Origin of the sequence: Alteromonas sp. KUL49, assembly GCF_006538345.1 — a bacterium.
Lineage (GTDB): Bacteria > Pseudomonadota > Gammaproteobacteria > Enterobacterales > Alteromonadaceae > Alteromonas.
Window position 1 is genome coordinate 398942 of the sequence record NZ_BJKL01000003.1, and the last position, 21811, is coordinate 420752.

At 42.7% G+C, this 21811-nt stretch carries 28 protein-coding genes; 9 read left to right on the forward strand and 19 right to left on the reverse strand.

Going from position 1 to position 21811, the window contains the following annotated elements; translation table 11 throughout:
• Positions 1 to 52: 52 nt before the first annotated feature.
• From EYS00_RS07530 to EYS00_RS07580, 12 genes are all read right to left on the reverse strand, one after another.
• Positions 53 to 415 carry a hypothetical protein gene (locus EYS00_RS07530; protein WP_130635941.1) on the reverse strand — a complete coding sequence of 121 codons (363 nt, stop codon included), beginning with the start codon at positions 413 to 415 and terminating at the stop codon, positions 53 to 55.
• A gap of 110 nt (positions 416 to 525) precedes the next feature.
• Positions 526 to 915, reverse strand: a complete 390-nt coding sequence (locus tag EYS00_RS07535; RefSeq protein ID WP_130635942.1) for a hypothetical protein — start codon at positions 913 to 915, stop codon at positions 526 to 528.
• A 108-nt stretch (positions 916 to 1023) separates the two neighbouring features.
• Positions 1024 to 1380: a hypothetical protein gene (locus tag EYS00_RS07540; protein ID WP_130635943.1), complete on the reverse strand. Its 357-nt coding sequence runs from the start codon at positions 1378 to 1380 to the stop codon at positions 1024 to 1026.
• Positions 1381 to 1495: 115 nt separating this feature from the next.
• Complete coding sequence (locus EYS00_RS07545) at positions 1496 to 2002, reverse strand: hypothetical protein (RefSeq protein ID WP_130635944.1); 507 nt, start codon at positions 2000 to 2002, stop codon at positions 1496 to 1498.
• A 100-nt stretch (positions 2003 to 2102) separates the two neighbouring features.
• Entirely contained in the window at positions 2103 to 2225 is a 123-nt protein-coding gene (locus EYS00_RS20880) for a hypothetical protein (RefSeq protein ID WP_258313017.1), read from the reverse strand.
• 497 nt (positions 2226 to 2722) lie between these two features.
• Positions 2723 to 3061: a hypothetical protein gene (locus EYS00_RS07550; protein ID WP_130635945.1), complete on the reverse strand. Its 339-nt coding sequence runs from the start codon at positions 3059 to 3061 to the stop codon at positions 2723 to 2725.
• A gap of 418 nt (positions 3062 to 3479) precedes the next feature.
• Positions 3480 to 3983 (reverse strand): hypothetical protein, encoded by a 504-nt coding sequence (locus EYS00_RS07555; protein WP_130635946.1) that lies wholly within the window; start codon positions 3981 to 3983, stop codon positions 3480 to 3482.
• Between the two features lie 126 nt (positions 3984 to 4109).
• On the reverse strand, positions 4110 to 4742 hold the full coding sequence (locus EYS00_RS07560; RefSeq protein ID WP_130635947.1) for a hypothetical protein: 633 nt from the start codon (positions 4740 to 4742) through the stop codon (positions 4110 to 4112).
• A gap of 508 nt (positions 4743 to 5250) precedes the next feature.
• Positions 5251 to 5754, reverse strand: coding sequence for a hypothetical protein (locus tag EYS00_RS07565; protein ID WP_130635948.1), 504 nt, complete (start codon positions 5752 to 5754; stop codon positions 5251 to 5253).
• 158 nt (positions 5755 to 5912) lie between these two features.
• Positions 5913 to 6701, reverse strand: coding sequence for a hypothetical protein (locus EYS00_RS07570; RefSeq protein ID WP_130635949.1), 789 nt, complete (start codon positions 6699 to 6701; stop codon positions 5913 to 5915).
• A gap of 120 nt (positions 6702 to 6821) precedes the next feature.
• Entirely contained in the window at positions 6822 to 7064 is a 243-nt protein-coding gene (locus EYS00_RS07575; protein ID WP_130635950.1) for a hypothetical protein, read from the reverse strand.
• Positions 7065 to 7320: 256 nt separating this feature from the next.
• Positions 7321 to 8205 carry a LysR family transcriptional regulator gene (locus EYS00_RS07580; RefSeq protein ID WP_130635951.1) on the reverse strand — a complete coding sequence of 295 codons (885 nt, stop codon included), beginning with the start codon at positions 8203 to 8205 and terminating at the stop codon, positions 7321 to 7323.
• Positions 8206 to 8365: 160 nt separating this feature from the next.
• Between EYS00_RS07580 and EYS00_RS07585 the strand changes: the two genes are divergently transcribed.
• From EYS00_RS07585 to EYS00_RS07595, 3 genes are all read left to right on the forward strand, one after another.
• Positions 8366 to 9070 carry a CoA transferase subunit A gene (locus EYS00_RS07585; RefSeq protein WP_130635952.1) on the forward strand — a complete coding sequence of 235 codons (705 nt, stop codon included), beginning with the start codon at positions 8366 to 8368 and terminating at the stop codon, positions 9068 to 9070.
• Between the two features lie 2 nt (positions 9071 to 9072).
• Positions 9073 to 9729 (forward strand): CoA transferase subunit B, encoded by a 657-nt coding sequence (locus EYS00_RS07590; RefSeq protein ID WP_130635953.1) that lies wholly within the window; start codon positions 9073 to 9075, stop codon positions 9727 to 9729.
• Positions 9730 to 9865: 136 nt separating this feature from the next.
• A complete protein-coding gene (locus EYS00_RS07595) occupies positions 9866 to 11200 on the forward strand; it encodes a DEAD/DEAH box helicase (protein WP_130635954.1) in 1335 nt (444 codons plus the stop codon).
• A 47-nt stretch (positions 11201 to 11247) separates the two neighbouring features.
• Here EYS00_RS07595 and EYS00_RS07600 read toward each other — a convergent pair whose 3' ends face one another.
• The 3 genes from EYS00_RS07600 to EYS00_RS07610 form a co-directional block, all read right to left on the reverse strand.
• Positions 11248 to 11490: an EF-hand domain-containing protein gene (locus EYS00_RS07600; protein WP_130635955.1), complete on the reverse strand. Its 243-nt coding sequence runs from the start codon at positions 11488 to 11490 to the stop codon at positions 11248 to 11250.
• Positions 11491 to 11549: 59 nt separating this feature from the next.
• On the reverse strand, positions 11550 to 12545 hold the full coding sequence (locus tag EYS00_RS07605) for a rhodanese-related sulfurtransferase (RefSeq protein ID WP_130635956.1): 996 nt from the start codon (positions 12543 to 12545) through the stop codon (positions 11550 to 11552).
• A gap of 80 nt (positions 12546 to 12625) precedes the next feature.
• Positions 12626 to 13120, reverse strand: coding sequence for a VC2046/SO_2500 family protein (locus EYS00_RS07610; RefSeq protein ID WP_130635957.1), 495 nt, complete (start codon positions 13118 to 13120; stop codon positions 12626 to 12628).
• Positions 13121 to 13286: 166 nt separating this feature from the next.
• Here EYS00_RS07610 and EYS00_RS07615 point away from each other — a divergent pair, with 166 nt between their 5' ends.
• The 5 genes from EYS00_RS07615 to EYS00_RS07630 all read left to right on the forward strand — a co-directional run bounded on the left by EYS00_RS07615 (position 13287) and on the right by EYS00_RS07630 (position 16978).
• Complete coding sequence (locus EYS00_RS07615) at positions 13287 to 14612, forward strand: response regulator (protein WP_242618685.1); 1326 nt, start codon at positions 13287 to 13289, stop codon at positions 14610 to 14612.
• Complete coding sequence (locus tag EYS00_RS20885; RefSeq protein WP_242618686.1) at positions 14609 to 14929, forward strand: hypothetical protein; 321 nt, start codon at positions 14609 to 14611, stop codon at positions 14927 to 14929. Before EYS00_RS07615 ends, EYS00_RS20885 begins: the two co-directional genes overlap by 4 nt.
• A complete protein-coding gene (locus tag EYS00_RS07620; protein WP_130635958.1) occupies positions 14926 to 15216 on the forward strand; it encodes a hypothetical protein in 291 nt (96 codons plus the stop codon). Before EYS00_RS20885 ends, EYS00_RS07620 begins: the two co-directional genes overlap by 4 nt.
• Before the next feature lie 78 nt (positions 15217 to 15294).
• Positions 15295 to 15993: a hypothetical protein gene (locus tag EYS00_RS07625; RefSeq protein ID WP_130635959.1), complete on the forward strand. Its 699-nt coding sequence runs from the start codon at positions 15295 to 15297 to the stop codon at positions 15991 to 15993.
• A 46-nt stretch (positions 15994 to 16039) separates the two neighbouring features.
• Entirely contained in the window at positions 16040 to 16978 is a 939-nt protein-coding gene (locus tag EYS00_RS07630) for a bile acid:sodium symporter family protein (RefSeq protein ID WP_242618687.1), read from the forward strand.
• Between the two features lie 28 nt (positions 16979 to 17006).
• Here the strand turns inward: EYS00_RS07630 and EYS00_RS07635 are convergent, their stop codons facing one another.
• Positions 17007 to 17849 carry a DUF6279 family lipoprotein gene (locus EYS00_RS07635; protein ID WP_130635961.1) on the reverse strand — a complete coding sequence of 281 codons (843 nt, stop codon included), beginning with the start codon at positions 17847 to 17849 and terminating at the stop codon, positions 17007 to 17009.
• Positions 17850 to 18021: 172 nt separating this feature from the next.
• Here EYS00_RS07635 and EYS00_RS07640 point away from each other — a divergent pair, with 172 nt between their 5' ends.
• On the forward strand, positions 18022 to 19020 hold the full coding sequence (locus tag EYS00_RS07640; RefSeq protein WP_130635962.1) for an ATP-dependent 6-phosphofructokinase: 999 nt from the start codon (positions 18022 to 18024) through the stop codon (positions 19018 to 19020).
• Between the two features lie 16 nt (positions 19021 to 19036).
• Here the strand turns inward: EYS00_RS07640 and EYS00_RS07645 are convergent, their stop codons facing one another.
• The 3 genes from EYS00_RS07645 to EYS00_RS07655 form a co-directional block, all read right to left on the reverse strand.
• A complete protein-coding gene (locus EYS00_RS07645) occupies positions 19037 to 19864 on the reverse strand; it encodes a LytTR family DNA-binding domain-containing protein (protein ID WP_130635963.1) in 828 nt (275 codons plus the stop codon).
• A 3-nt stretch (positions 19865 to 19867) separates the two neighbouring features.
• Complete coding sequence (locus EYS00_RS07650; RefSeq protein ID WP_130635964.1) at positions 19868 to 20941, reverse strand: sensor histidine kinase; 1074 nt, start codon at positions 20939 to 20941, stop codon at positions 19868 to 19870.
• A gap of 175 nt (positions 20942 to 21116) precedes the next feature.
• Entirely contained in the window at positions 21117 to 21800 is a 684-nt protein-coding gene (locus tag EYS00_RS07655) for a PilZ domain-containing protein (RefSeq protein WP_130635965.1), read from the reverse strand.
• Positions 21801 to 21811 lie beyond the last annotated feature (11 nt).

Here is a 21811-nt window from a genome sequence, read left to right on the forward strand (position 1 = left end):
TTGAATGCGAAGTAATTTATACCTGCCGTAGCGAAGCAAATTACTCCCCCCATTAAAAAAACAAATAGGCATTACTCATCGAGCCCATTTCGATAAAGTAACCGGTTAGTGCAGATACAGAAGACACTGAAAAGACAGTCCCCAATCCAACAAACATAGCAAGTGGTGACTTTGCGCCAAATAGCTTCATGTCCACGCTTGGTTTTTCCCAGTAATCTTTTGACTTTTTCAACCACAGATTAATTGATGAAGTGACAAAAGACATCGCTGAGAACCCGAAAACTCCCAATACAAAGTTATCAATTCCGAACTCAAAATTGTCATGAATTGGGGCGAAACTTAACCCAATCCCATGAGCGACACTGGCACCAGAAATCAAAATCAAATAAATAAGATTACGATGTCGAATCTTCATAGAGAAACATAAAACCTCGATTAGGAGCAAATATACAATGCGGTAATCGCTAAGCCGAATTGTGTTTCTGTCTCAGCGGCTCGTGCGGCGGGTTGCAACTTAAGCATTATTTATACATTCTCCCACCGACGATAAATGTAGACAATACTTTTATTGAACACGTCGAACAAACACGAGACTTTAGCAACATCAGGCTCCTCATTAACGAAAATACGAAACTGAAGGTTTGTTGGATGCTTACGTTCATGGAAACAACAATTATCCTGAATTTCTAACAAAGCATTTTCATAATCAATTTCAGACATAATAATTGACGACATTTCATATTCAATCAGCTTTAGGTCGTCTGCTGGTAGTTCTGAGGTATATAAAAGCACTTCAAATGACTCTTGTAAGTCATATTGGCAATATTTGCTGAGACCCGATTTAGCTACGTTTTTATTATCATCGGTACAGCTAACGAGCAAACAGGACGAAAGAATAAGTAAGATAAATTTCATGATGTATAACACTAAACTGAGGGGTCAAAGAACATTGAGAAAATAGCGGAACCGCATTGTGTTTTTGTAAAAGCGGTCCATGCATCGCGTTGCGACATAAGCATTTTGTCATACGTTACACCATTCTTCACTTATCGAAAATTCCAACTTTTTCAGTTCCTCATACACTAATGTGCACTCGAAAGAATAGATATCCTTGTCTTTCGTATGAATTAAAACGTGATAAGCATCGTTAAAAGGACTTCCGTCTTCTTGCTGAATTTCTATATGAGAAAAGCCTGATGGATCTAGTATCCAATGGGTCGCTCCGTCTCTTTGGTAATAGATTTTTCCATTTTTCTTAAATAGTCGATGCGTGACGAGGTCGCGATAACCTTTGGGTTTAAACAACCACCGTAACAGAAGCACCAGACCAGTGCCACTTCCATAAGTGAGAGGTTTTGTCTCTACTTCCCATTCAAACATATGAACTCAATATTGACTTATAAGACTAAGCTAATGGCAAAATCACAATGCGAAAATAGCGACGCCGAATTGTGTTTTTGTGCCAGCGACTTGCGTTTATTGTCAGGTGTGTGCGTCACGAAACGAAAAGTAGTTCTCCCGACACAAGACGCCACTGTAAACCATATTTCTTAATGTGAATTAACCTCTCATAGGCGCAAAGAACCCCGCAATAGTTACCAATTAATAATACTGCTTCCAGATTCTCGCGATCAACGGCAACATGCGATACGTAATAATATTCGTTTGGCGGTTCAATTAAATGTTTGAAACTGAAAAACGTTGCATTAACCATAATTGATTTCCAGCTGACTTTTTTGCTGCCGCTTTCCCTATTGATGAGTTCGACTACAAGAGGTTTTGGCATTTTACTTGTTGATATGAACACATCTATGTTTTTTTTGAATTCTTCATCTTTTAACCTGCCATATTGAAAAGTATTCATTATGTATATTTCAGAGACAGCATCTTGCATGATTTCATTAAAAACGAACTCATATGCTTGGTGTTCCAAACTCATTTGGGAGTTTGCATTCACATATAATGGTATGCTTAAAACGAAAATAAAGAATAAATTTTTCATGCTCTTACCTAACACTAAGTTAAGGCCAAAAAATAATATTGGAAAATAGAGGTTTGTATCCCAACGAGAGCGAGTGACTACAGTGATTTGTTATGTGACTTCACTTTGATACAACCAATTTCTTGTCTTGAATAACTAGCTTTACCTTTGAGTACTCGTCTTGGTATGTGTTTGCACCAATATTTGTTAGTTCTAATAAAAAGTAATCATCTTCATTGTCCATGTCTATGTCTTCTATACCGGAAAAGATGCCACCATTCGTAACAACTCCAGCGTCTACAAATAATAAAACATGCCTTTGTTCAGATTGTGGACTATTGCCACCAAGAAATGCTCGATAAAAATACTCATATTCATTGACTCTGATGACATTCGAAACATCGTCAATGACAAGCTAAGTGGAAATCAAGGTTTTCTCATTCGTGACTCGATGAATAGCGTATATGTCATAGTAAGTGAAATGGTGAGCGCTGTTTGCCGATGACTCTTTTGCGTACAGCTGAAATTGATCATTCGAGAATATTACTTCGCACTGCTCAGCAACTGCGCCCAAAGAAGCGAATATGAAAATAAGAGCAACTGTTAAATATTTCATAAGGTCACTGGTCTTACCCACTAAAATTGGACGTACATGTTAAGCGGAAGTCGCTTCGTATTCATATGGACTGACATAGCCCAGTAACCGAAGGGAACGTGTTTAGCGCTTTGTTAAACGATCAACTAGAGCCCATGATGGCGTCTTATGTGTATTATTTTACCGTGGTCATTAAATTCCAATGACATGATATTTATTGCCGTATATTCGACGGGTTCGTCCATGTGACTAGGTTGCCCTTTTGCATGTTCCTTAAACTTAACGTGTTCATCCTTAAATTCATCTGCCAAAAATGACAAAAAGTAATCAACGTCTTTTGGCGTTGAATCTGGTTGCTGACGTTGATTTTTTGCTTCGATAAATCGCTGAGTCAATTCCCTTAACTCAGACTCATGAAGCGGCTCGTTTGCAAGCGTTGCCAAAGAAACTAGGTAAACGAATAGAATTGAAAGTGCCTTTTTCACTGAATTTTCCTTGGTTGCTTACACAAAATTAAGGGGCAAAAATACATTGCGAAAATGTTGGGGACGCATTGTGTTTTTGTCCCAGCAGGCCGCGAAGCGGGTTGCGACTTGAGCGTTTTGTTTGGTGCCATTGCTTATACCCCCATCATAGCTACGAACCATTTTGGCCAATATGCTCCAAAGATAGAACAACTTACTATAGATACTAAGAGTGGCCTTATGTCTTTTAACCAAAGTGACTAATAAGCTACTAGTTACCCAATACAGCGATATCTTTTTTCTACTTGCTGTGAATTCCATTTCTAACTTTTGGCACATAACATTTAGCAAACGGGCACAAATGCAGCGGTAAAATGCGAAGCACCGCTACGTTTGTGTTCCAGTGTGGCACGCAGTGACACACGTGTTAAGCGCCTTCTTAAGTCTCAAAGCTGACGTATAAAAGACGATTTGTTTCCCGATGATACATAATTACAACGGCACCTTCTATGTGGCTTCTTCTCGCTTTGATTGACCATATCTTTGAAGCAACGTTAATGGATTCTGCATCCGTTTCTCCATTGAAACATTTACCAATATTGCCTTGTTGGGCTGTTTGCTTTCTTGCGTCGCTGAATAGCGAATTGTCTTCCCTACCAAATATCCATTCGTTTTCTTTGGGTGACTGAAACTCGAATTTTTCAAGTTGGATGCAGTAATAATCTAGGTGATCTCCGTTGAAAACTGGTGGAGATTGATGGCTGTAAATCACCTCATAGTTTTGGTCGGTTGTTATGTTTCCGTGATTTAGTGTGAATACAGGATTTTGGCTGTGCGACATTCCCATAGGTGTGTAAGAGAAAATAAAGAGAGATAAAAATCCACAGACTAAGAGAAAGGATAAGCCGGATAAAATTAGATATGTGATTTTTAAAATTTTCATCGAAGAATTAATTTATCCTGGACTTAATACTAAGCTAAGGGGCAAAAGCACAATGCGATAATCGCGAAGCAGCATTGTGCTCTTGTCCCAGCAGCCCGCGCAGCGGGTTGCGACTTAAGCGTTTTGTTAGGTGTCATTCTTGCCAGGTTTACCATCAGTCCATATATCATGCATTTTTCGGATATGCTCACCAATCCAGGTCAGTTTCCAACGTCTTGTTGATATAGCTATCCCAAAAATTCTAAAAGTTAAACTATCGTTAATTACTATATCTTTTTTCTCAAGTTGTCTAAGGTAATATGACTCTCTACCCGTTTTTGCAAGAAATTCCCATCTTTTCAACATTTTCGAATATTTAAAATAGAGCAATACTTCAGCTTCATGAGGAGTTATTAATTTTGTTCTTTCAATTATAACAGGATCTATGGAAACACCATTTTTAATGTCTTTAAGGATTCCTCGCCAAATTGCGGACAGCTCTTTTTGCGTATCACTTATATTTTCAGCACCTTCTAACCATTCGGTAAAAAGCTCTAATTGTTCTATAGATTCGACTTTTCCTTCTGGCTCTCGATCTATCACTGCCGCTAAATGTAAGGATGTATTTTCACGTTTCTTCTTGTCCTTGTACTCTTCTAGTTTAGCTTTGACACTGTCTCTAAGCTCTTCACCGAGATACTGAAAAGTTGGAGTAAACAGTTTGTCAAATCCAACTAACCAGTTCGTCGATTCCTTGGATTCTTTTTTTTCGTCAGTCATTTATTAATACCTTTTGGCACCTAACACTAAACTTAGGGGCAAAAGCGCAATGCGATAATCGCGAAGCCGCATTGTGTATTTATCCCAGCGACCCGCGTAGCGGGTTGCGACTTGAGCGTTTTGTTAGGCGTTCAACTGAACTCACGCGGCACTGCCGCCGCCAATTGCCAAACAAACCGCTGATTTAAAAATGATAAAACCACGATAAAACAACCCAGTACGAAATGCTAGATGTAACGCGGCTACTTAAATAGAAACACCAGCTGACACAACCAATAATGAGAGTTGAACAACGAGATTTCAAACGACCTCGTGAAACAGCCTATTGGCAGAAATGTCACAAATGAACTGATAATTGATTTTGTAGGGAACAACCGCCTAACACCCCGTTTAGGGGCAAAAATACGAGGGCTATAATAACGAGCGAAGCGAGGACAGCCCACGTGTTTTTGTCCCAGCACCCCCCGCGTGCGTCTACAGCGGTTTGTTAGGCGACTCCCAAAACATCCTATTTTTCCCGCTTAAATGTAACTCGAACTCTTTTTCCAGAACCATTGCATGCAGTGTACAAAATTAAAAATAGATATCCATTTTTGGCTTGTTCCTCTATTTCGTTTCTTTGAGGAAAAGTTCCCATCCATTGCGTGCCTATGTCGAAGCGATGAGGTATGGGTTGTGAGTCGCTCGGAGCTTGCACTACGAATGCTTCGTCTGGTCTATTCCTAAATAAATACGCTTTCCACCAAGACTCATAAAACATACCACCAAGATTTGTAATAGTTGTTGGTCTATCGCCGACATTTTGCGCAATAACGGATACGTAAGTATTCTCATCTTTTTCCAAACCACCAAAAACTTTCATGTTCATTGATGCTCGAATATTGATCTTTGCGCCCGAGGCTAAGTACTTGTATGCGTCCCAGCCTAAAACAAAAGTCGAAATAACAGCAGCATACGCAGCGATTATTAAAGTGAGAGTATCTTTTGAGTTTGAAAAAATCGATTCTTCCATATTAACATTTCAATTTATTGGTAGTCCGTTGCACGCGTCGCCTAACGGTTCACATTTGGGGCGCAGGCTTGCTGGCTTTAATAGCGAGTGACGAGCGAAGCCAGTGAGCTTGAGTCCCAATGAGCGAAGAGAATGTACATGATGTGTTTGTTAGAACTCTATTCCGCAGGCTCTGCGACAATCGACAATTTAAAGCTTGTAGAATGGCCATTATTTAAAGGTGATATTTTGACAAAGTAGTCCTGATTGGGAAGTAATAAAACATCATTTATACCACCATTAACCGGAGAGCTTTTTCTTCGGCTGTAATTGTCGTCGGCAACAACATTCCCATCAGAGGATAAAACTTCAAGTTCAATGGATTTAGATAGATTAGTGACAAAGAAATTAGCAATAGAAGGCTTTGATACATTAAATCTAAAGTAAGTTTGATTTTCACTACTTGTAGCACCATATACTGACGCCTCTTTAGGAATAAAACCGATGTATTTAGCTCTTCTTATTGAATTATTTTCGGCTACTGAAGATACTGGGGTTCTTGTTGTTGAAAAGACAGCATCCAACACTCTACCAATATGTTTTTGTGTACACTCTCGAATTTGTGCATCGGCTATAATCCTCAAATCTTCCTGAAACTGTATAGCTGTTGCACCATGGGATTCTCTCGCATTTAGAGTAACAGAGCCATTTGCTTTCGGATTAAAGCTTTTAATTGTCACATTCCCTTTAATATCCGCTGAAATTTCATATTCTGAGCCAGACAAGCAAAGTTGTTGCACAACATTTATAGCCTCATTAATTTTAGGGTTTGCATTGGCAATTCCGACATAAAAAACAATGTGATACTTGTAAATATTTTCCAGTTCATAATATCTCCTTTGAATTGCACATAGTTCTAACACTAAGCTAAGGGGCAAAAGCACAGTGTGATAATTGCGAAGCCGCACTGTGTTTTTGTCCCAGCAGCCCGCGTAGCGGGATGCGACTTGAGCGTTTTGTTAGAACTCGTTCTTACCAAATCCTTGCCTTTGGGTTGTTAAATGAGATTTTAGTGACCTCTGGATACATTACTGGATAAAACTTAAAATTACCCCATCCAAACTTTCACCGTTATTTTTTACTACTACAAATTTTAAACTTTGAGCACGTATTTTTTTAGCGAGAGATGGACACGTATCCTCAACAGACTCCGGAGTGATTTCGAATTCAGTATTGTCAGGGTGATCGAATAACTTTCTACGCCACTGCATGTGCTGAGATATTTCGGATCTGATCTCCCCCAACAGTTGCACATGAGCTTCTTTGGTCAAACTAAACTCCGAGAGTTATAACAATATTATTATCAGGAAATACCCCTCTCTACAAACAGGAATATTTCCTCCTATCACACAAAAATTCCTTTCAAAGCCAATCAACTTCACGAAAAGGAATAATTCCGTCTTTCCGTCCAGGTTAAACACAGGACTTTTCCGTATATCACTGAAAAACCTCTTAACCAGTCCCACCTTATATCATAAAAACAACATGATAAATCTAAAAACCCCCACTCTACCAACACATCTCACATCACCGATACTTTCGCTTTGTGTAATCCCACAACGATTGTGCCGCTACTGATAGTTCTTTATGGGCTAGCTTTATCATGCCCACCGATTTAATTAGAGGGTCCTCATTAATAGTGAGTGACACTAGCCCCAACTTTTTCATGTTGGGTACGCATAGTGATGGCATTACTGCGATGCCTAGGCCCTGTTGTATTAACTGGCCCAAGGTGCCCAATTGGCCGGTTTCAGCAACAATGCGTGGTTCGCCGTATTGGCTAAGGTGTTCATCTGTCCACTGTCTAACTGCAGAACCTCTGTTCATGATGACAAAAGGGTGTTGTAGACAGTCGCGCCAGCTAACGTTTGAGTTGTGTGCGAGTGGATGCTCTGCGTTCACGATCACCACAAAGGCGTCGTCGAACAGGGGTAAAAAGTCTAAGCCTTCTTTACGTTGGGGCTCAAAGGTAAAGCCTACTTCAGCGCCGCCATCTAATACAGTTTCGACGGCTCGCTCCATGACTACGTCGAAGATCCGAAGCCGTATATTAGGGTGGCGTGTATTGTAGTTTTTTAAAAGGTTGGGAAGCTTTGATTCAGCAAACGATGGCATAGCAGCTATATGCAGTTTGCCCTGCTCCATTGAAAACAAATTTTGAATATCGTTAAAGGTGTCTTCCCAGTCCTGAAGAAGTCTGATGGCGTTGGGTAATAAACTTTGCCCTTCGGGAGTCAGTTCAACCCGCCTTGTTGAACGTGAGAATAACTTGCCACCTAATTCACTTTCCATCTTTTTAATGGCTGACGAAAGCGCGGGCTGGGTTAAGTGCAAACGGCTAGCGGCATCGGCAAAGGTAGTCGATTTCGCTACCTGTACAAATGCCCTTAAGTTTTTATGGGAAATGTTCACTTCTGCCCTCAGTTATTATCAGTATTCTTATCCACTTATTAATAAACTTTTTTTATTAATAACGCAATTTAATCAATTTTACATATTCACTAAGGTCGGCAATACTAATTTTTGAATAATGTAGTAGCAACCAATGACAACTTTTGTACAGGAGACCCTCATGTCAGGTTTCGACAAAGTAGTAAGTAGCTATTCCGAAGCAATGGAAGGGTTACAAGATGGAATGACAATCATTGCCGGCGGCTTTGGTTTATGTGGTATTCCGGAAGGACTTATCGCTCAGATTAAAACCATGGGTACCAGAAATCTTACCGTGGTATCTAATAACTGTGGCGTTGATGATTTTGGCCTAGGTATTCTTTTGGAAGACAAGCAGATTTCGAAAATGGTGTCTTCTTATGTGGGCGAAAATGCACTGTTTGAACAACAGTTACTGAGCGGTGAACTTGAAGTCGAACTGACGCCTCAAGGCACCCTAGCGGAAAAAATGCGCGCTGGCGGCGCTGGCATCCCTGCCTTTTATACCGCTACCGGTTACGGCACGCCCGTAGGTGAAGGTAAAGAAACGAAAGTATTCGACGGTAGGCCTTACATCTTAGAAGAATCTATTCGTGGTGATTTTGCTATTGTTCGCGCGTGGAAAGCCGATAAATATGGTAACTGTATTTACCGTCACACCGCGCAAAACTTTAACCCGATGGCCGCAACGGCCGGTAAAATCACTGTGGTTGAAGCAGAAGAAATCGTTGAACCTGGTGAGCTAGAGCCGAGTCAAATTCATACACCGGGTATTTATGTCAACCGGGTAATTCAAGGTAGCTTCGAAAAACGTATTGAACGCAGAGTAGTTGCGAAGGAGGCTTAATTATGGCGCTATCCAGAGATCAAATAGCTAAACGCGTAGCAAAAGAATTTAAAGACGGCGATTACGTAAATCTAGGTATTGGCATACCTACCCTAGCGGCTAACTTTGTGCCAGAGGGTATTAGTGTAATGCTGCAATCTGAAAACGGTTTGCTGGGTATGGGTCCAAACCCAACTGAAGAGCAACTCGACGCCGATATGATTAATGCGGGTAAAGAAACCGTTACCGCCATTACCGGCGCATCAATCTTTAGTTCGGCCGAGAGCTTTGCCATGATCCGTGGCGGTCACGTCGACTTTACGGTATTGGGCGCATTTGAAGTAGACGTACAAGGTAATATCGCGTCTTGGATGATCCCAGGCAAACTTATTAAAGGCATGGGCGGTGCAATGGACTTAGTTGCGGGTGCTAAAAACATTATTGTTACCATGACACATACCGACAAACACGGTAATCCTAAGTTGCTTCAAGAATGCACCTTGCCGCTCACAGGCGTAAATTGCATTACTAGTATCATTACCGATTTAGCTGTGATGGAAGTAAGCAACGGCGCATTTGTATTGAAAGAACGCGCTCCAGGCGTATCTGTGGAAGAGATTGTTGAAAAAACCGGCGCTGAAGTCGTTTACAGTGGCGAGATTCCAGAGATGACCTTTTAGTTGCGTTTTACAACGCTATACAAATGTTAAGAGGCGGGATCATCCTGCCTCTTCCTTTTTTCAAACACCTCTTTCACCTTTCATCTTCATGGGCTTTGGGCGATAATATACGGCGTATTATTTATGAGGCTTCATCTTGCGAGTTACAGACCTACCCGTCAATCACAAAATCATCGACAAGCTTTCTGTTAAAGGCATTGTTGAACTTACTGAAATTCAGGAAAACACCATTCTTCCAGCCCTTCAAGGTAAAGACGTTATTGCATCTTCTAAGACTGGCTCGGGAAAAACCTTTGCATTTTTGGTGCCTGCAATTCAGCGTTTAATGTCACAAAAGCCATTGTCCCGACGGGATCCTCGCTGTTTGATCTTAGCGCCTACTCGCGAACTCGCTAAACAAGTATTTTTAGAAGCCAAGTCACTCACGTCAGGGCTTCAGTTACATTGTGCTCTGGTTGTGGGCGGCGAGAACTACAATGACCAAGTCAAAGCCTTGCGCAGAAACCCGCACATTATCGTAGGTACTGCGGGTCGAGTAGCTGATCACCTCAAAGATAAAACCGTTTTCTTAAACGGCTTGGAACTACTTATTTTTGATGAAGCTGATCGCATGTTTGATCTTGGCTTTGCTCCCCAACTCAATATGATTAACGGTTTTGCCGACCACAGAAAGCGTCAGACTATGTTGTTCTCGGCAACCCTCGACAATATTGAACTTAATCATATGACGCAGAAGCTCACTCAAGGTGCAGTGCGCGTGGCTATTGGTGAGTCTACTCAAATACACGGTGATATCTCACAGCAGTGTTATTTTGCCGACAACATCGAGCATAAAGATAAGTTACTTCACGCTATTCTCAATGCGAGCGAATACAATCAAGCAATTGTGTTTACTGCTACCAGAGATGACACCGACCGCCTTGCGGCTTTGCTCAACGAACACAACCTTGAGGCCATTGGCTTACGCGGAGACTTACCACAAAACCAACGTTCATCAATTATGAGCGAGTTTGCTCGTGGTCAACACTCGGTGTTAGTTACCACTGATGTAGCGTCGCGTGGTTTAGATCTTCAAAAAGTGGGCCTAGTGGTTAACTTTGATTTGCCTAAACAAGCAGATGAATACATTCACCGCATAGGTAGAACCGGTCGCGCCGGTCAGCAAGGAGATGCCGTTTCTTTAGTAGGCCCTCGCGACTGGAATAGTTTTGAGCAAATTAAGCAACACCTGAAGTATGCGGTAGAGTGCAGCGCACACCCGGAGTTTCCTGCTGAATTTAAAGGTTTTACGCCTAAAAAATCGCGAGGAAAAACGGCGCCAGCAAGACGTTCGAATAAAGGCGGCAACGAGCAGAAAGCCAAGCAGCCTAAAGTTCAGAAAAGAGTTAATACCTTGGAAGGTAAAGACATCGGCATGGTGCCGGTGAAACGAAAGCCTCGTCCCGTAGTCGATGAGTCAGACGACGAATAGCTACAAAAAAGCGAGCATAAGCTCGCTTTTTTAATCTTTGTGTGGAATTAGTATTCCCACCAGCATTCTTGCCACCACGACAAGAACTCTTCAAAATCGATATAACCATCGTTGTTGCTGTCGATAAGCTTAAAGCCCTCTTCAACATGACTGGCTTTAGTTTTTGGTGAGATAACGGTAAGTAAATCAATAAACTCACGTAAATCTATTTGACCATTTCCATCACGGTCGAAAAAACTGAAGTCTTTTTTGATCTCTTCAATTTTTGCTTCGGAAAGTTGGACGCTCACTGGCTCCCCTTACTACTTACTGGATGTAACAAGAGTGTAACGCCCAACATGGTCAGTGTCTACGCTTTGTTTTCTTGTGCTTTAAGTGCCCGCTCTCGCTGTGCCCGCGCTTTCTCTTCGCGCTTTGCTTCCATAGTATCTCGAGCACCAGTACCTACGTGTTCTTCTTGGCGAGCATTAGCCAACTGAACCTGCTTTTCACGCTCTCTAAAGCGCGCAATTTGGTCTTCGGTGTGCGTACCATAGCAATGTGGACAGCTTACGCCTGGTTCGTATTTATCACTCAGCTTGTCTTCTGCGGTTATTGGTAAACGGCAGGCGTAACATTGGTCGTAGTGGCTCTTTTCAAGGTCGTGATTAACCGCAACCCGATTATCAAATACAAAGCAGTCACCTTCCCACAAAGACTCGTCTTTAGGCACATCTTCTAAGTACTGAAGTATTCCGCCTTCCAAGTGGTAAACTTCTTCAAAGCCCTGCTCTTTCATGTAGGCAGTAGACTTTTCACAGCGAATGCCGCCCGTACAGAACATAGCAACTTTCTTGTTTTTCTTAGGGTCCATTTCCTTGGCTACGTAAGCCGGGAATTCTCTGAACGTGTCTGTTTTTGGATTAATGGCGTGTTTGAACGTACCGATCTCAATTTCGTAGTCGTTACGGGTATCAATTACCGTTACATCTGGATCACTGATCAACGCATTCCAGTCTTTAGGCTTTACATAAGTACCCACCGTTTTAAGTGGATCGATACCTTCTACACCCATGGTCACGATTTCTTTTTTCAGTTTTACTTTCGTGCGGTAAAACGGCTGTGTTTCGTGGAGTGATTCTTTAAAAGAGATAGGATTGATGCGCTCATCGGCATTTAGATAAGCTAGAAGACCGTCAATGCCTTCTCTGGTGCCAGAGACTGTGCCGTTGATACCTTCGTTAGCAAGTAACAAAGTACCTTTTATGCCATGACTTTCCATGGCTTCAAGCAGCGGCTGGCGCATTGCTTCGTAGTTTTCGAGCGCGACAAATTTGTACATCGCGCAAACGATATATTGACTCATTGATTGTTCACCTTTGCTAGTTGGAACGTAAAACCAGTGCAAAATGCGGCGCGGAGTCTAGCAGAGCCGGTTGGATAAATCTAGGGGGCGGCCAGTAATGGTGATTGGCGAGCCTGCTCTACAACCTCGTGTAGCAGCGTATTGTCTTCAGTGAGTTCATGGCTCAACAAAGCATCTTGGCGTTTTTGTGTGGCAAGGGAGCAATTAGCAACGATATCAGAGGGAATGCGAGATGCATCGTTTTTGATACTCAGTGGCAAAGGAAACAATGCGTTGAACAACCGCCGACTGCCGTTTTCGCCGTTATTCACTAACTGATTAATTTGCTGGGCATTTCGCCAGTCTTGCTCACTGCACTCCAATGGTATTTTTCGGTAGTGATTAGCCGCTTGGGTTATTGCTATTTCATCAGAGGACGATGCTACTGGCAATATAGAAAGTGGCGACGATAAACTCCCTTCCTGCATCGCCAAATAGAGTACAAATTGGGCTCGGTTGCCTGCAGATTGACCAATCGTGCCCTGCCAATCCCATTTAATGGCATTATCGAGCGTGATTAGCTTTTCATCTTGCATATTTGTGCTTAAATAACAGTAACGTAAATAGGTTGTCGGCGGCTTTTCTGATTTCTTAAGTGCTTGATAACAATCTTTGTGTTCGCGTTAATTGCCAGAGCAAATAACGTGATTCGCAAAGAACTTATATGGGCGTTACTTAACGCCCTCGGTTAACGGATTTCAAATGAATTTTGCTAACAAGCAAGTTTTGATCATTGAAGATCAACGCCCTTTTCTCTTGCTTTTACGAGGCTTGCTCAATGCCATGGGTGCTTCAAAGGTCGTTACCAAAGCAACAGCTGAACAAAGTATCTCTGAGTGTAAGAAAAATAAGTTTGACGTTATTCTTTGCGATTTGCACTTAGGCGTTAACAAAAAAAATGGCTTTGAATTAATCGAAGAACTAAGAGCAAGAAAGCTCATTAAACCCACGTGTATATTTATCATTATTAGCGCGGATAGCGCTCGTCCTGTCGTGTTAGGCTCCCTCGAACGAAGCCCCGATGATTACCTCATCAAACCTTTTTCTCATGCGCAACTCAAAACAAGAATTGTCAGAGCATGGCAAAAAAGAAAGTTTCTTACGCCAGTGTTTCGTGCGGTAGCCGATGACGATTTACCAACAGCAAAAAAAGCCTGTGAAAAGCTATTAGATGCACCGTCGCATTATAAAGGCAGCTGTGAAAAACTGCTTGTAGAAATTTATTGGCAACTTAATGAGCCAAAACCTGCATTGGATCTGTTGTCGAAATATGGTGATGGTCGCCCCATCATGTGGGCTCAAATAGCATTAGCAAAAACACACTTGCTCATGAAGCAACCACAACAAGCCATACGGATTATTGATGGTGTGTTGGCTAAACACCGATTCAGTGCAGACGCACATGATATTCTGGCTCAGGCCCACGATATGCTGCAAGAAGGCACTCTCGCACTTGATGCCATTAAAACTTCTATCAAACTGTCACCATTCTCGTTAGAGCGTCACTTTATTGCCTGTACCATTGCCCAAAATAACGATGACTATGTGCTTGCGTCTGAGTCGAGTAAGGCCATATGGGACCTGTCAAAACGCTCGGTACACCACAACACTATGCATTGGTGTGGCTATATAAGAAGCCTACTTGACGTTGCTGAACACACCGACGAAAAAAGTGTGAAAAATCGGTACCAACAAGAGGCGCTGCTTGAATTGCAAAGAGCAAGGTTTGACGAATATCTACAACGTCTCTCTTCTAACTTCAGTATTGATATATACAACGATATTGTTCAAGCACGGCTAAACGCCATAGACGGTAAAATGTTAGATGCCAAGAAAAGTATTGTGCGTTCACAAGTGGCCATTGAAGAGAAGTTCGGAGAAGTCCCCCCTATATTCTTACCTGATAGTTTAAAAGTGATGTACGACATTGGTGAATTTGAAGAAGCGCAAGAGCTAAACCAAATAGTTGAAAAAATTCCCCATACGTTAGATCCGAATGGTCTATATTTAATTAAAAAGAAGGGATGAGTGCAAAAGAAAAGCTCACCCAATATCAACAGTTTAACAAGCAAGGTATCGAGTTATATCAGGAAGGACAGTTTGAAAAAGCGCGTGATGCCTTCGGATTAGCTCAGCAATTCGCGCCTGTGAATACTGGTGTTGCGCTTAACTTACTCCAGTGTTTGTTGCGAATACTCGATAAAGGCAAAAAGCCTGAGCCCAAGCTAGTAACTGAATGTAGAAGAATACACAAATTGATTGACGACATGCCGTTAAAGCGTCAACACCAAGAAAAATACGATGCACTCCACAACGAACTCATGACGTATATAGGGAAAAAATGAACACACGATCACTATTCACAGTTGCCATAGCCAGTGCTGTTTTAGTTGGCTGTAATCACACTCCACCCTGCGAAGATATTTTGGAAGTTAATCGACAAATGGCGATGTGCGAAGGCCTTGCCGAACGTATGTCTGATAACCGTTATCCCCAACAAGCCCTGTCAGCTCGGAAACGTTACGAATCTGAATGTGAGAATTTTCGCTACTACCGAGACGAGTACGACACCATATGTAAATCGGATAGAGTCGGTATTGGTGCGCCAGACAGAGTACAAAGAGACGACTAGAGTTGACACGGCACTCTTGTCACATCTTCAATAACTGATATGCTCACCCTAGTATCAGTAAAACGTAGAGTGCTGTAATTGTTAAAGTTTACGCCAGTTTACCAATGGATAGCATTTGCCGCTGTCAGTGTGACTAGCACATTGACGATGGCTAACGAGTTAGCGTTTGTACGCACTCAACTTGGCGAAAAATACACCTGTGCTCACAAGGCCCTCGACCTTGCCTATCAAAATTTGGGGTACAAGGTGAAGTATCTCACCTTACCTAGTGAACGAGGACTGCAAGAGTCTAACAACGGTCACTATGACGGCGAAATGCTTAGAGTAAAAGGGCTTGAAGAGGATTACGCTAACCTTATTCCCGTTGAAGTACCTATCTGTTACGTGCAATCAATTATTGTTGCCCGCCCACACGTAGATTTAGCGTCTTACGACAATTTCAAAAAGTATCGATTTGGGATCACCCAAGGGTTCGTAGGCTTAGAACGTATGGTCGAAGAACATCAACTTCCGGTGATTAGAGCGGTAGATCACGAAACCTTACTGCAAATGCTCGATAAAAACAGAATTGAGATGGCCGTTGTAAACCGGGAAACCGCAGAAGCCTTTTTGAAATCGCGCCCAGCAGATAGTTTTATCATTATCGAGAAGTTTGTTCGCAATGTAGGGCTTTATCACTATTTACATAAAAAACATGCCATGCTGGTTCCCAGTATCACCGAACAACTGCAATCGATAAGTCATTTGGGATTTATCGATATTCCGAACAAAGAGTAACCAAAAATAATTCATTCAAAACGTCGAGTCACAGGAATACTAAATCGTGTATAAAAATCTAATATTTACCCTATCGATTATAGTTGTTGTTGCAATATCCATTACCTTCCCTTCGTTATTTCTGGCTATTGGTGATTTTAAGCTTACCGAACTCATCGTACCGCTTCTTATGCTCATCATGTTTGGCATGGGCACATCGGTGGGCATAGAGGACTTCACAAGAGTAGTAAAAATGCCCAAACAAGTGGGTATTGGTTTGATTTGCCAATTTACTATCATGCCCATTCTTGGTGTTACCCTGGCCAAGCTTTCTGGTCTTCCTCCTGAGGTTGCAGTCGGGATTATTCTCGTGGGATGCTCACCAGGCGGTTTGGCATCAAATGTAATGGCCTATATCGCTGGCGCTAATCTTGCGCTGTCTTTAACGCTGACCTCTTTTTCAACGATTCTCGCCCCTATACTTACGCCGTTACTTATGCTTCTGCTCGCTGGAGAAGCCATCGATATTGATGCCATTGGAATGTTTTGGAGTATCACCAAAATCGTGTTACTCCCTGTAGCGGCAGGTTTGCTATTTAATCACTTCCTGCATGGAAAATTCCCGCTTATTGATAGACTTATGCCTATGGTTTCCATGGTCGGTATTGTAGTGATTATCGGCGTCATCACAGCCGCAGGAAGAGATACCTTAGTCACACTTGGTCTATTGGTGATCTTACTCATGGCGTTGCAAAATGTGTTGGGCTTGGGATTAGGCTATACAGCGGCAAAACTACTTAAACTTGATGAAGCCTCCGCGAGAGCCATAGCTTTTGAGGTAGGAATGCAAAACTCTGGTTTGGCTTCGGGCATCGCTGTGCAAATGGGAAAAGTGGCTACCATGGGAATTGCACCGGCAGTATTTGGACCAGTGATGAACGTGAACGGTTCTATACTGGCCTCTATCTGGAAGCGCTCAACACCTGAAGCATCATCGAAAGACTAGGCATTGAACGCTTTACTCATGAACACAGTTATTTCATGAAGCCTTCGACATCTTCAATAACGTCATCGATGTTATCAATAAGCTCGCCACGCTGTTTGGGTGACAGCGTGTCTGCGAGTGTGGCCACCATTGTCACCCAAATATGCCTGTTTTCTTCGCGAGCTTCTTTGTATTGAGGATCTCTGTAATCATCTGGCTGACTCATCAAGCTCCTTAAATCCTCGACAAAATTAGGATTAGTAGCCCGCGTCGCAAACAGTCGTCTGGCAGCTTGTTGCGTATTGCGTCGATAATCAATCCAAAACTGTCCTGTCGCCTGTAATTGAACACCGTAACTTTTCACAATGTCATACTGCTCATCAGACAAGTCGCCCACCCGACTTTCCATATTCTCCACAAGGCGCTTAATTCGACGTTCCATGTTTTCCTCAGACGAACGCTCGGCGTACTCTTGAAGTTCTTCCTCTTCTTCCTTATTTTCACGCTCAAACGCAGCAAACAGCATAATAATTTGGTCATCAGACAGAGTTTCTGCCATTTCTGCCAATTGAGGTGCCAGTTCTACCCTAAGCCTGTCCCAGTGGCTCCCTACGGTATCAACATGCTGAGCGATAACGTCGTAACTCAGATTATCTTGCTCGATGTCGCTGCGTAACTCAGTGAGTTGGGTGTGATACTGCTTCAACTCCTGTTCTTTGTGCCAACGAAGCCAACCCTGCAAATACCTATCAAACGTCTTTTCTTGGGCGTCATTCAATTCTATGTAGTCATCGAGGTACCAGTACACTACCCAATCTAAATTGTTGTACGCAAATTTTGACGAGCATGCTCCTAGTAACAATACTCCTATCAAAACTATCAATTTCTTCATTTTAAGTCCTTTCAAACAATCACTGACTTCGGCGAAGTGTTCACACATGGTTGCGTTTTTTCGCACATGGAACAAAACTTGTCATTATGTTGACCTACATCTACTCAAACGGTTCCCGCAATACATTAGATCAGCTAGCATTATGATGCGGTAGACCCATAAAGGAACAATGATGTCTAAACGAGTTGCAGTACTCACCTCTGGCGGTGACGCCCCAGGAATGAACGCTTGTATAAGAGGCGTAATACTTACTTGCGAACAGCGAGGTTATACACTCTTTGGCTATAAACACGGCTACAATGGACTACTTCAACAAGAGTATATTCCCTTGTACTCGAGTAATACTCACAATCTCAATCAACAAGGTGGCACTATACTGCACAGTGCGAGGTGCCTCGAGTTCAAAGAGACAGAAAGCGCAATATTAGCTGCCAAGAACCTCAAAGCACTTGAAATTGACACCCTTATCGTAATCGGCGGTGACGGTTCGTTCAGGGGAGCAACCCATCTTTCTCATTATTGGAACGGTCAAATATTGGGGCTACCAGGCACCATCGACAACGATATTTCGGGCACAGACGCTACCATCGGTTATTACACCGCCATTGATACTGCTGTGTCGTCGATAGATAAGGTCAGAGACACCGCGGATGCTTTCGAGCGTATATTTCTGGTGGAAGTCATGGGACGGCACGCTGGATTTTTAGCGCTGAGCGCCGCTGTTGCATCGGCTGCTGATTACGTCATTTTACCGGAGCTTTTTACGACTGAATCAGAGATGCTTGCAAACATATGCCATCAGATTGAACAGCGTAGAAAGCTAAAAGGTACTGTGAGTTTTATTATCGTAGTTGCTGAAAACGTGTGGCCTGGAGGGCTCAATAAACTTGCTGATTCACTCACCAAACGGGCAAACGCTGAGGTGCGCCCAGTCATCTTAGGGCATGTTCAACGGGGTGGCTCACCGGTGAGTCAAGACAGGATATTAGCCAATACGTTAGCACATTATGCAGTTAATCTTGTAGGTGAACCCACCACAAACGTAATGATAGGTATGGTAAATGGTAATCCCGTTGAAGTACCGCTGTCGGTAACCCATACTCCAGGAAAACCTCTTTTAAAATCAACACTTGAGTGTATGCAGAGTATCATGAACAAGCGTTACGCGTAACGCTTGTTCACTGTAATTACATCTTCATTGCCGCTTTAACTTTGTCTCTGTGACTGCGACTTACTTTAAGTTCCGTATCATTCTGCAAAATAAGATGATACTCGCCGCTGATGTGACTAACGAGCTTTTTCACAAAGCGGATGTTCGCAATGGCCGAGCGATGGACACGAACAAACCACTGTGGATTTAACTCTTGCTCAAGCTCTTTCATTGTCTTGCGCATAATGTGCATACCGTCTAACGCGTGCACACACATGTAGTCTCCCGCCGCATCAATCCATTGAATATCCTGTACACTCACTCGCGTCACCTCTGAGCCATCTTTAATGGCAAGTACATCAGGATAAGGATTGGTTTCTACTGGCTCACCACTGGCAAGTTTACGTAAAATTTCTTCACAGTCATCGCCGGTTAGTTCAGCGACTAGACTCACTAGCTTTTGCGATTGCTCGTCTTGGTATTGGGTGCTGAAGTGGTCGCGCACCTTGTCTAGCGCGAGCTGAAGTCTTTCATCGTCAGCGGGCTTCAATAAGTAATCCAACGCATGAATATCGAACGCCTTAATAGCGTAACTGTCATACGCAGTAACAAACACGATAATAGGAATAGGTTGATTCAATTCGCGGAGCTTATGAATCACTTGAAACCCGTTTAATCCTGGCATTTGAATGTCTAGAAACACTAAATCAGGTCTATGTTGCGAAATACTACTTACCGCATCTAGGCCATTTTGACATTCGGCAAGCACTTCAATGTCGTCATGACGTTCAAGTCTTGCACGCAATCCGCGTCTTGCTAAGGGTTCGTCGTCGACAACCAGTGTTCTAATGCGAAACTCCGACATATTTTAATTATCCTTAATATCGTATGGAATTCGAATACGTACGCGAATTCCAGAAGGCTGGTTGTGATCAATTGAAAACGCAAAATTGCGTTGATACAACGACTGCAACCTCTCTTTAATATTTGCTAACCCAACCCCGTTTTCACGGGCTAGTTGGCCGTTTTGAATATCGGCTCCAGGACCATTATCTGCCACGTCCATCAGCAAGTCGTTTCCGAAGCGACTCGCAGAGATAGCAATTTGACCACCACTCTCCATTTTGGAAATAGCATGTTTAATTGCATTTTCAATAATAGGTTGCAACAACATGCTGGGTACGTGGGCATTAAAACAGTTTTCATCAATATCCCACTTCACCTCGAGTCGGTCATCAAAACGGACTTTTTCTATCTCAAGATACAATCTCAGCGCTTTAATCTCTTGCTCCAGTGGCACCCGCTTAATTGGATCGTTATCTAAAGAATAGCGCAAAAAGTCGCTCAAACGAGACACCATTGCCTCTGCAGTGTCATTTTCTTTAAGCAAAACGAGCGTTGATATAGCGTTCAACGTATTGAAGAGAAAATGAGGGTTGAGTTGGTAACGCAACATTTTAATGTGTGCTTGGTGAGCCATCGTCGAGGCTTTAAGCGCGTTTTGCTTCTCTTTTTGTAGCATTTGAAAGTTTTTGATGCCGAAGTAAACACCCGTCCAACAACCGATAACAATCAATGAGTTAATAGTGTTGGTGAAGTACATGTACCAGGTATCAGGCCTGTAGCCATGTTTATAAATTTCCCAGTAATTAACATTCTTTACCACGGCCCAAACCAAGGCTACAACGTAGCAAGCCGCCAGAATGGTAATGATCATACTGAGCGCAGAACGCTTTCGCGCCCATCGAAAAACATAGCGTAACGGAATGGTAAGGATCCAACCCGCGTAGGCATTAAGAAGGATAACGAAAACCCAAATGGGTCGCATGTCGTGAAGGAAGGAGCCAATGTAATAAACGAGTGCAAAGCCAAACCAACCCGCACTTTGTAACGTCCAGAACAGACGCTCGTTACTCTCAAAAACTCGTTCGAATCTAGTCACATAAACACCGGTGTAACAAATATTAGGGTGATTATACGTCGATATGAGTGGCTTTGTACCGACTTGGTCGTATCAGCTTGGCGACTTATCGCAGTGTAGAATCGGAAAAATACCGCTGAACGCAATAATTGTTGATTCATCTATGGTGCAAGGAAACTAGTGCCAAGGTCACCCTTTAGGTGATCAATGTGTGTTTGGCTAATACGTCGCTAACCACTTTCTCATCACTATCAAACTGTAAGCCGTAATACACGAAATCTTCTTCAGGATGCTGGTTCTTAACAATTGCCTTCAACGAATTTTCCGTTTCGCCCACTCTAAAACTCAGCGTCAGGTCCACTCCCTCGTCGAGGATGGGCCAATCCGGATTGACCGGCATAGCCAGTCTGCAGCCTTTATTAGAGATATCAACAACAATGCCCGTGGTTTTAACGCCTGATCCTACAATCTCCGAACTTACTGAAACTGCAATACCCGGTTGGGCACGTTTTGATGAGCGCAGGCCTATAGACTCAACTCTTTCTGGGAAGCTTGTTATTAAAAGGCCAGACGGCTTTGACAGTAACTTGAGTACGGTACTCCTAAACGCGATAACCTGCCCAACAGTGCCTTCTAGCACGTAGCGGACTACCAGATCATTCTCGACAAATAATAGATCGCGAATCGTCATCCACTTCGCCGACGCTGGCACTTGAAAAACTAAGCAGTTGGGAATTTCCATCCCAACATAAGCAACTCTCACTCTTTTGGGTGCCGTAGGCGTTGCTATTTGAAGATCAACAACGGTACCTGGCTTGAGTGAACGCAGGTTCTCGATATCGTCCTTGCTGAGTTGATTGCTCAAACTGTTATCTGCCATTAAGACTTCCG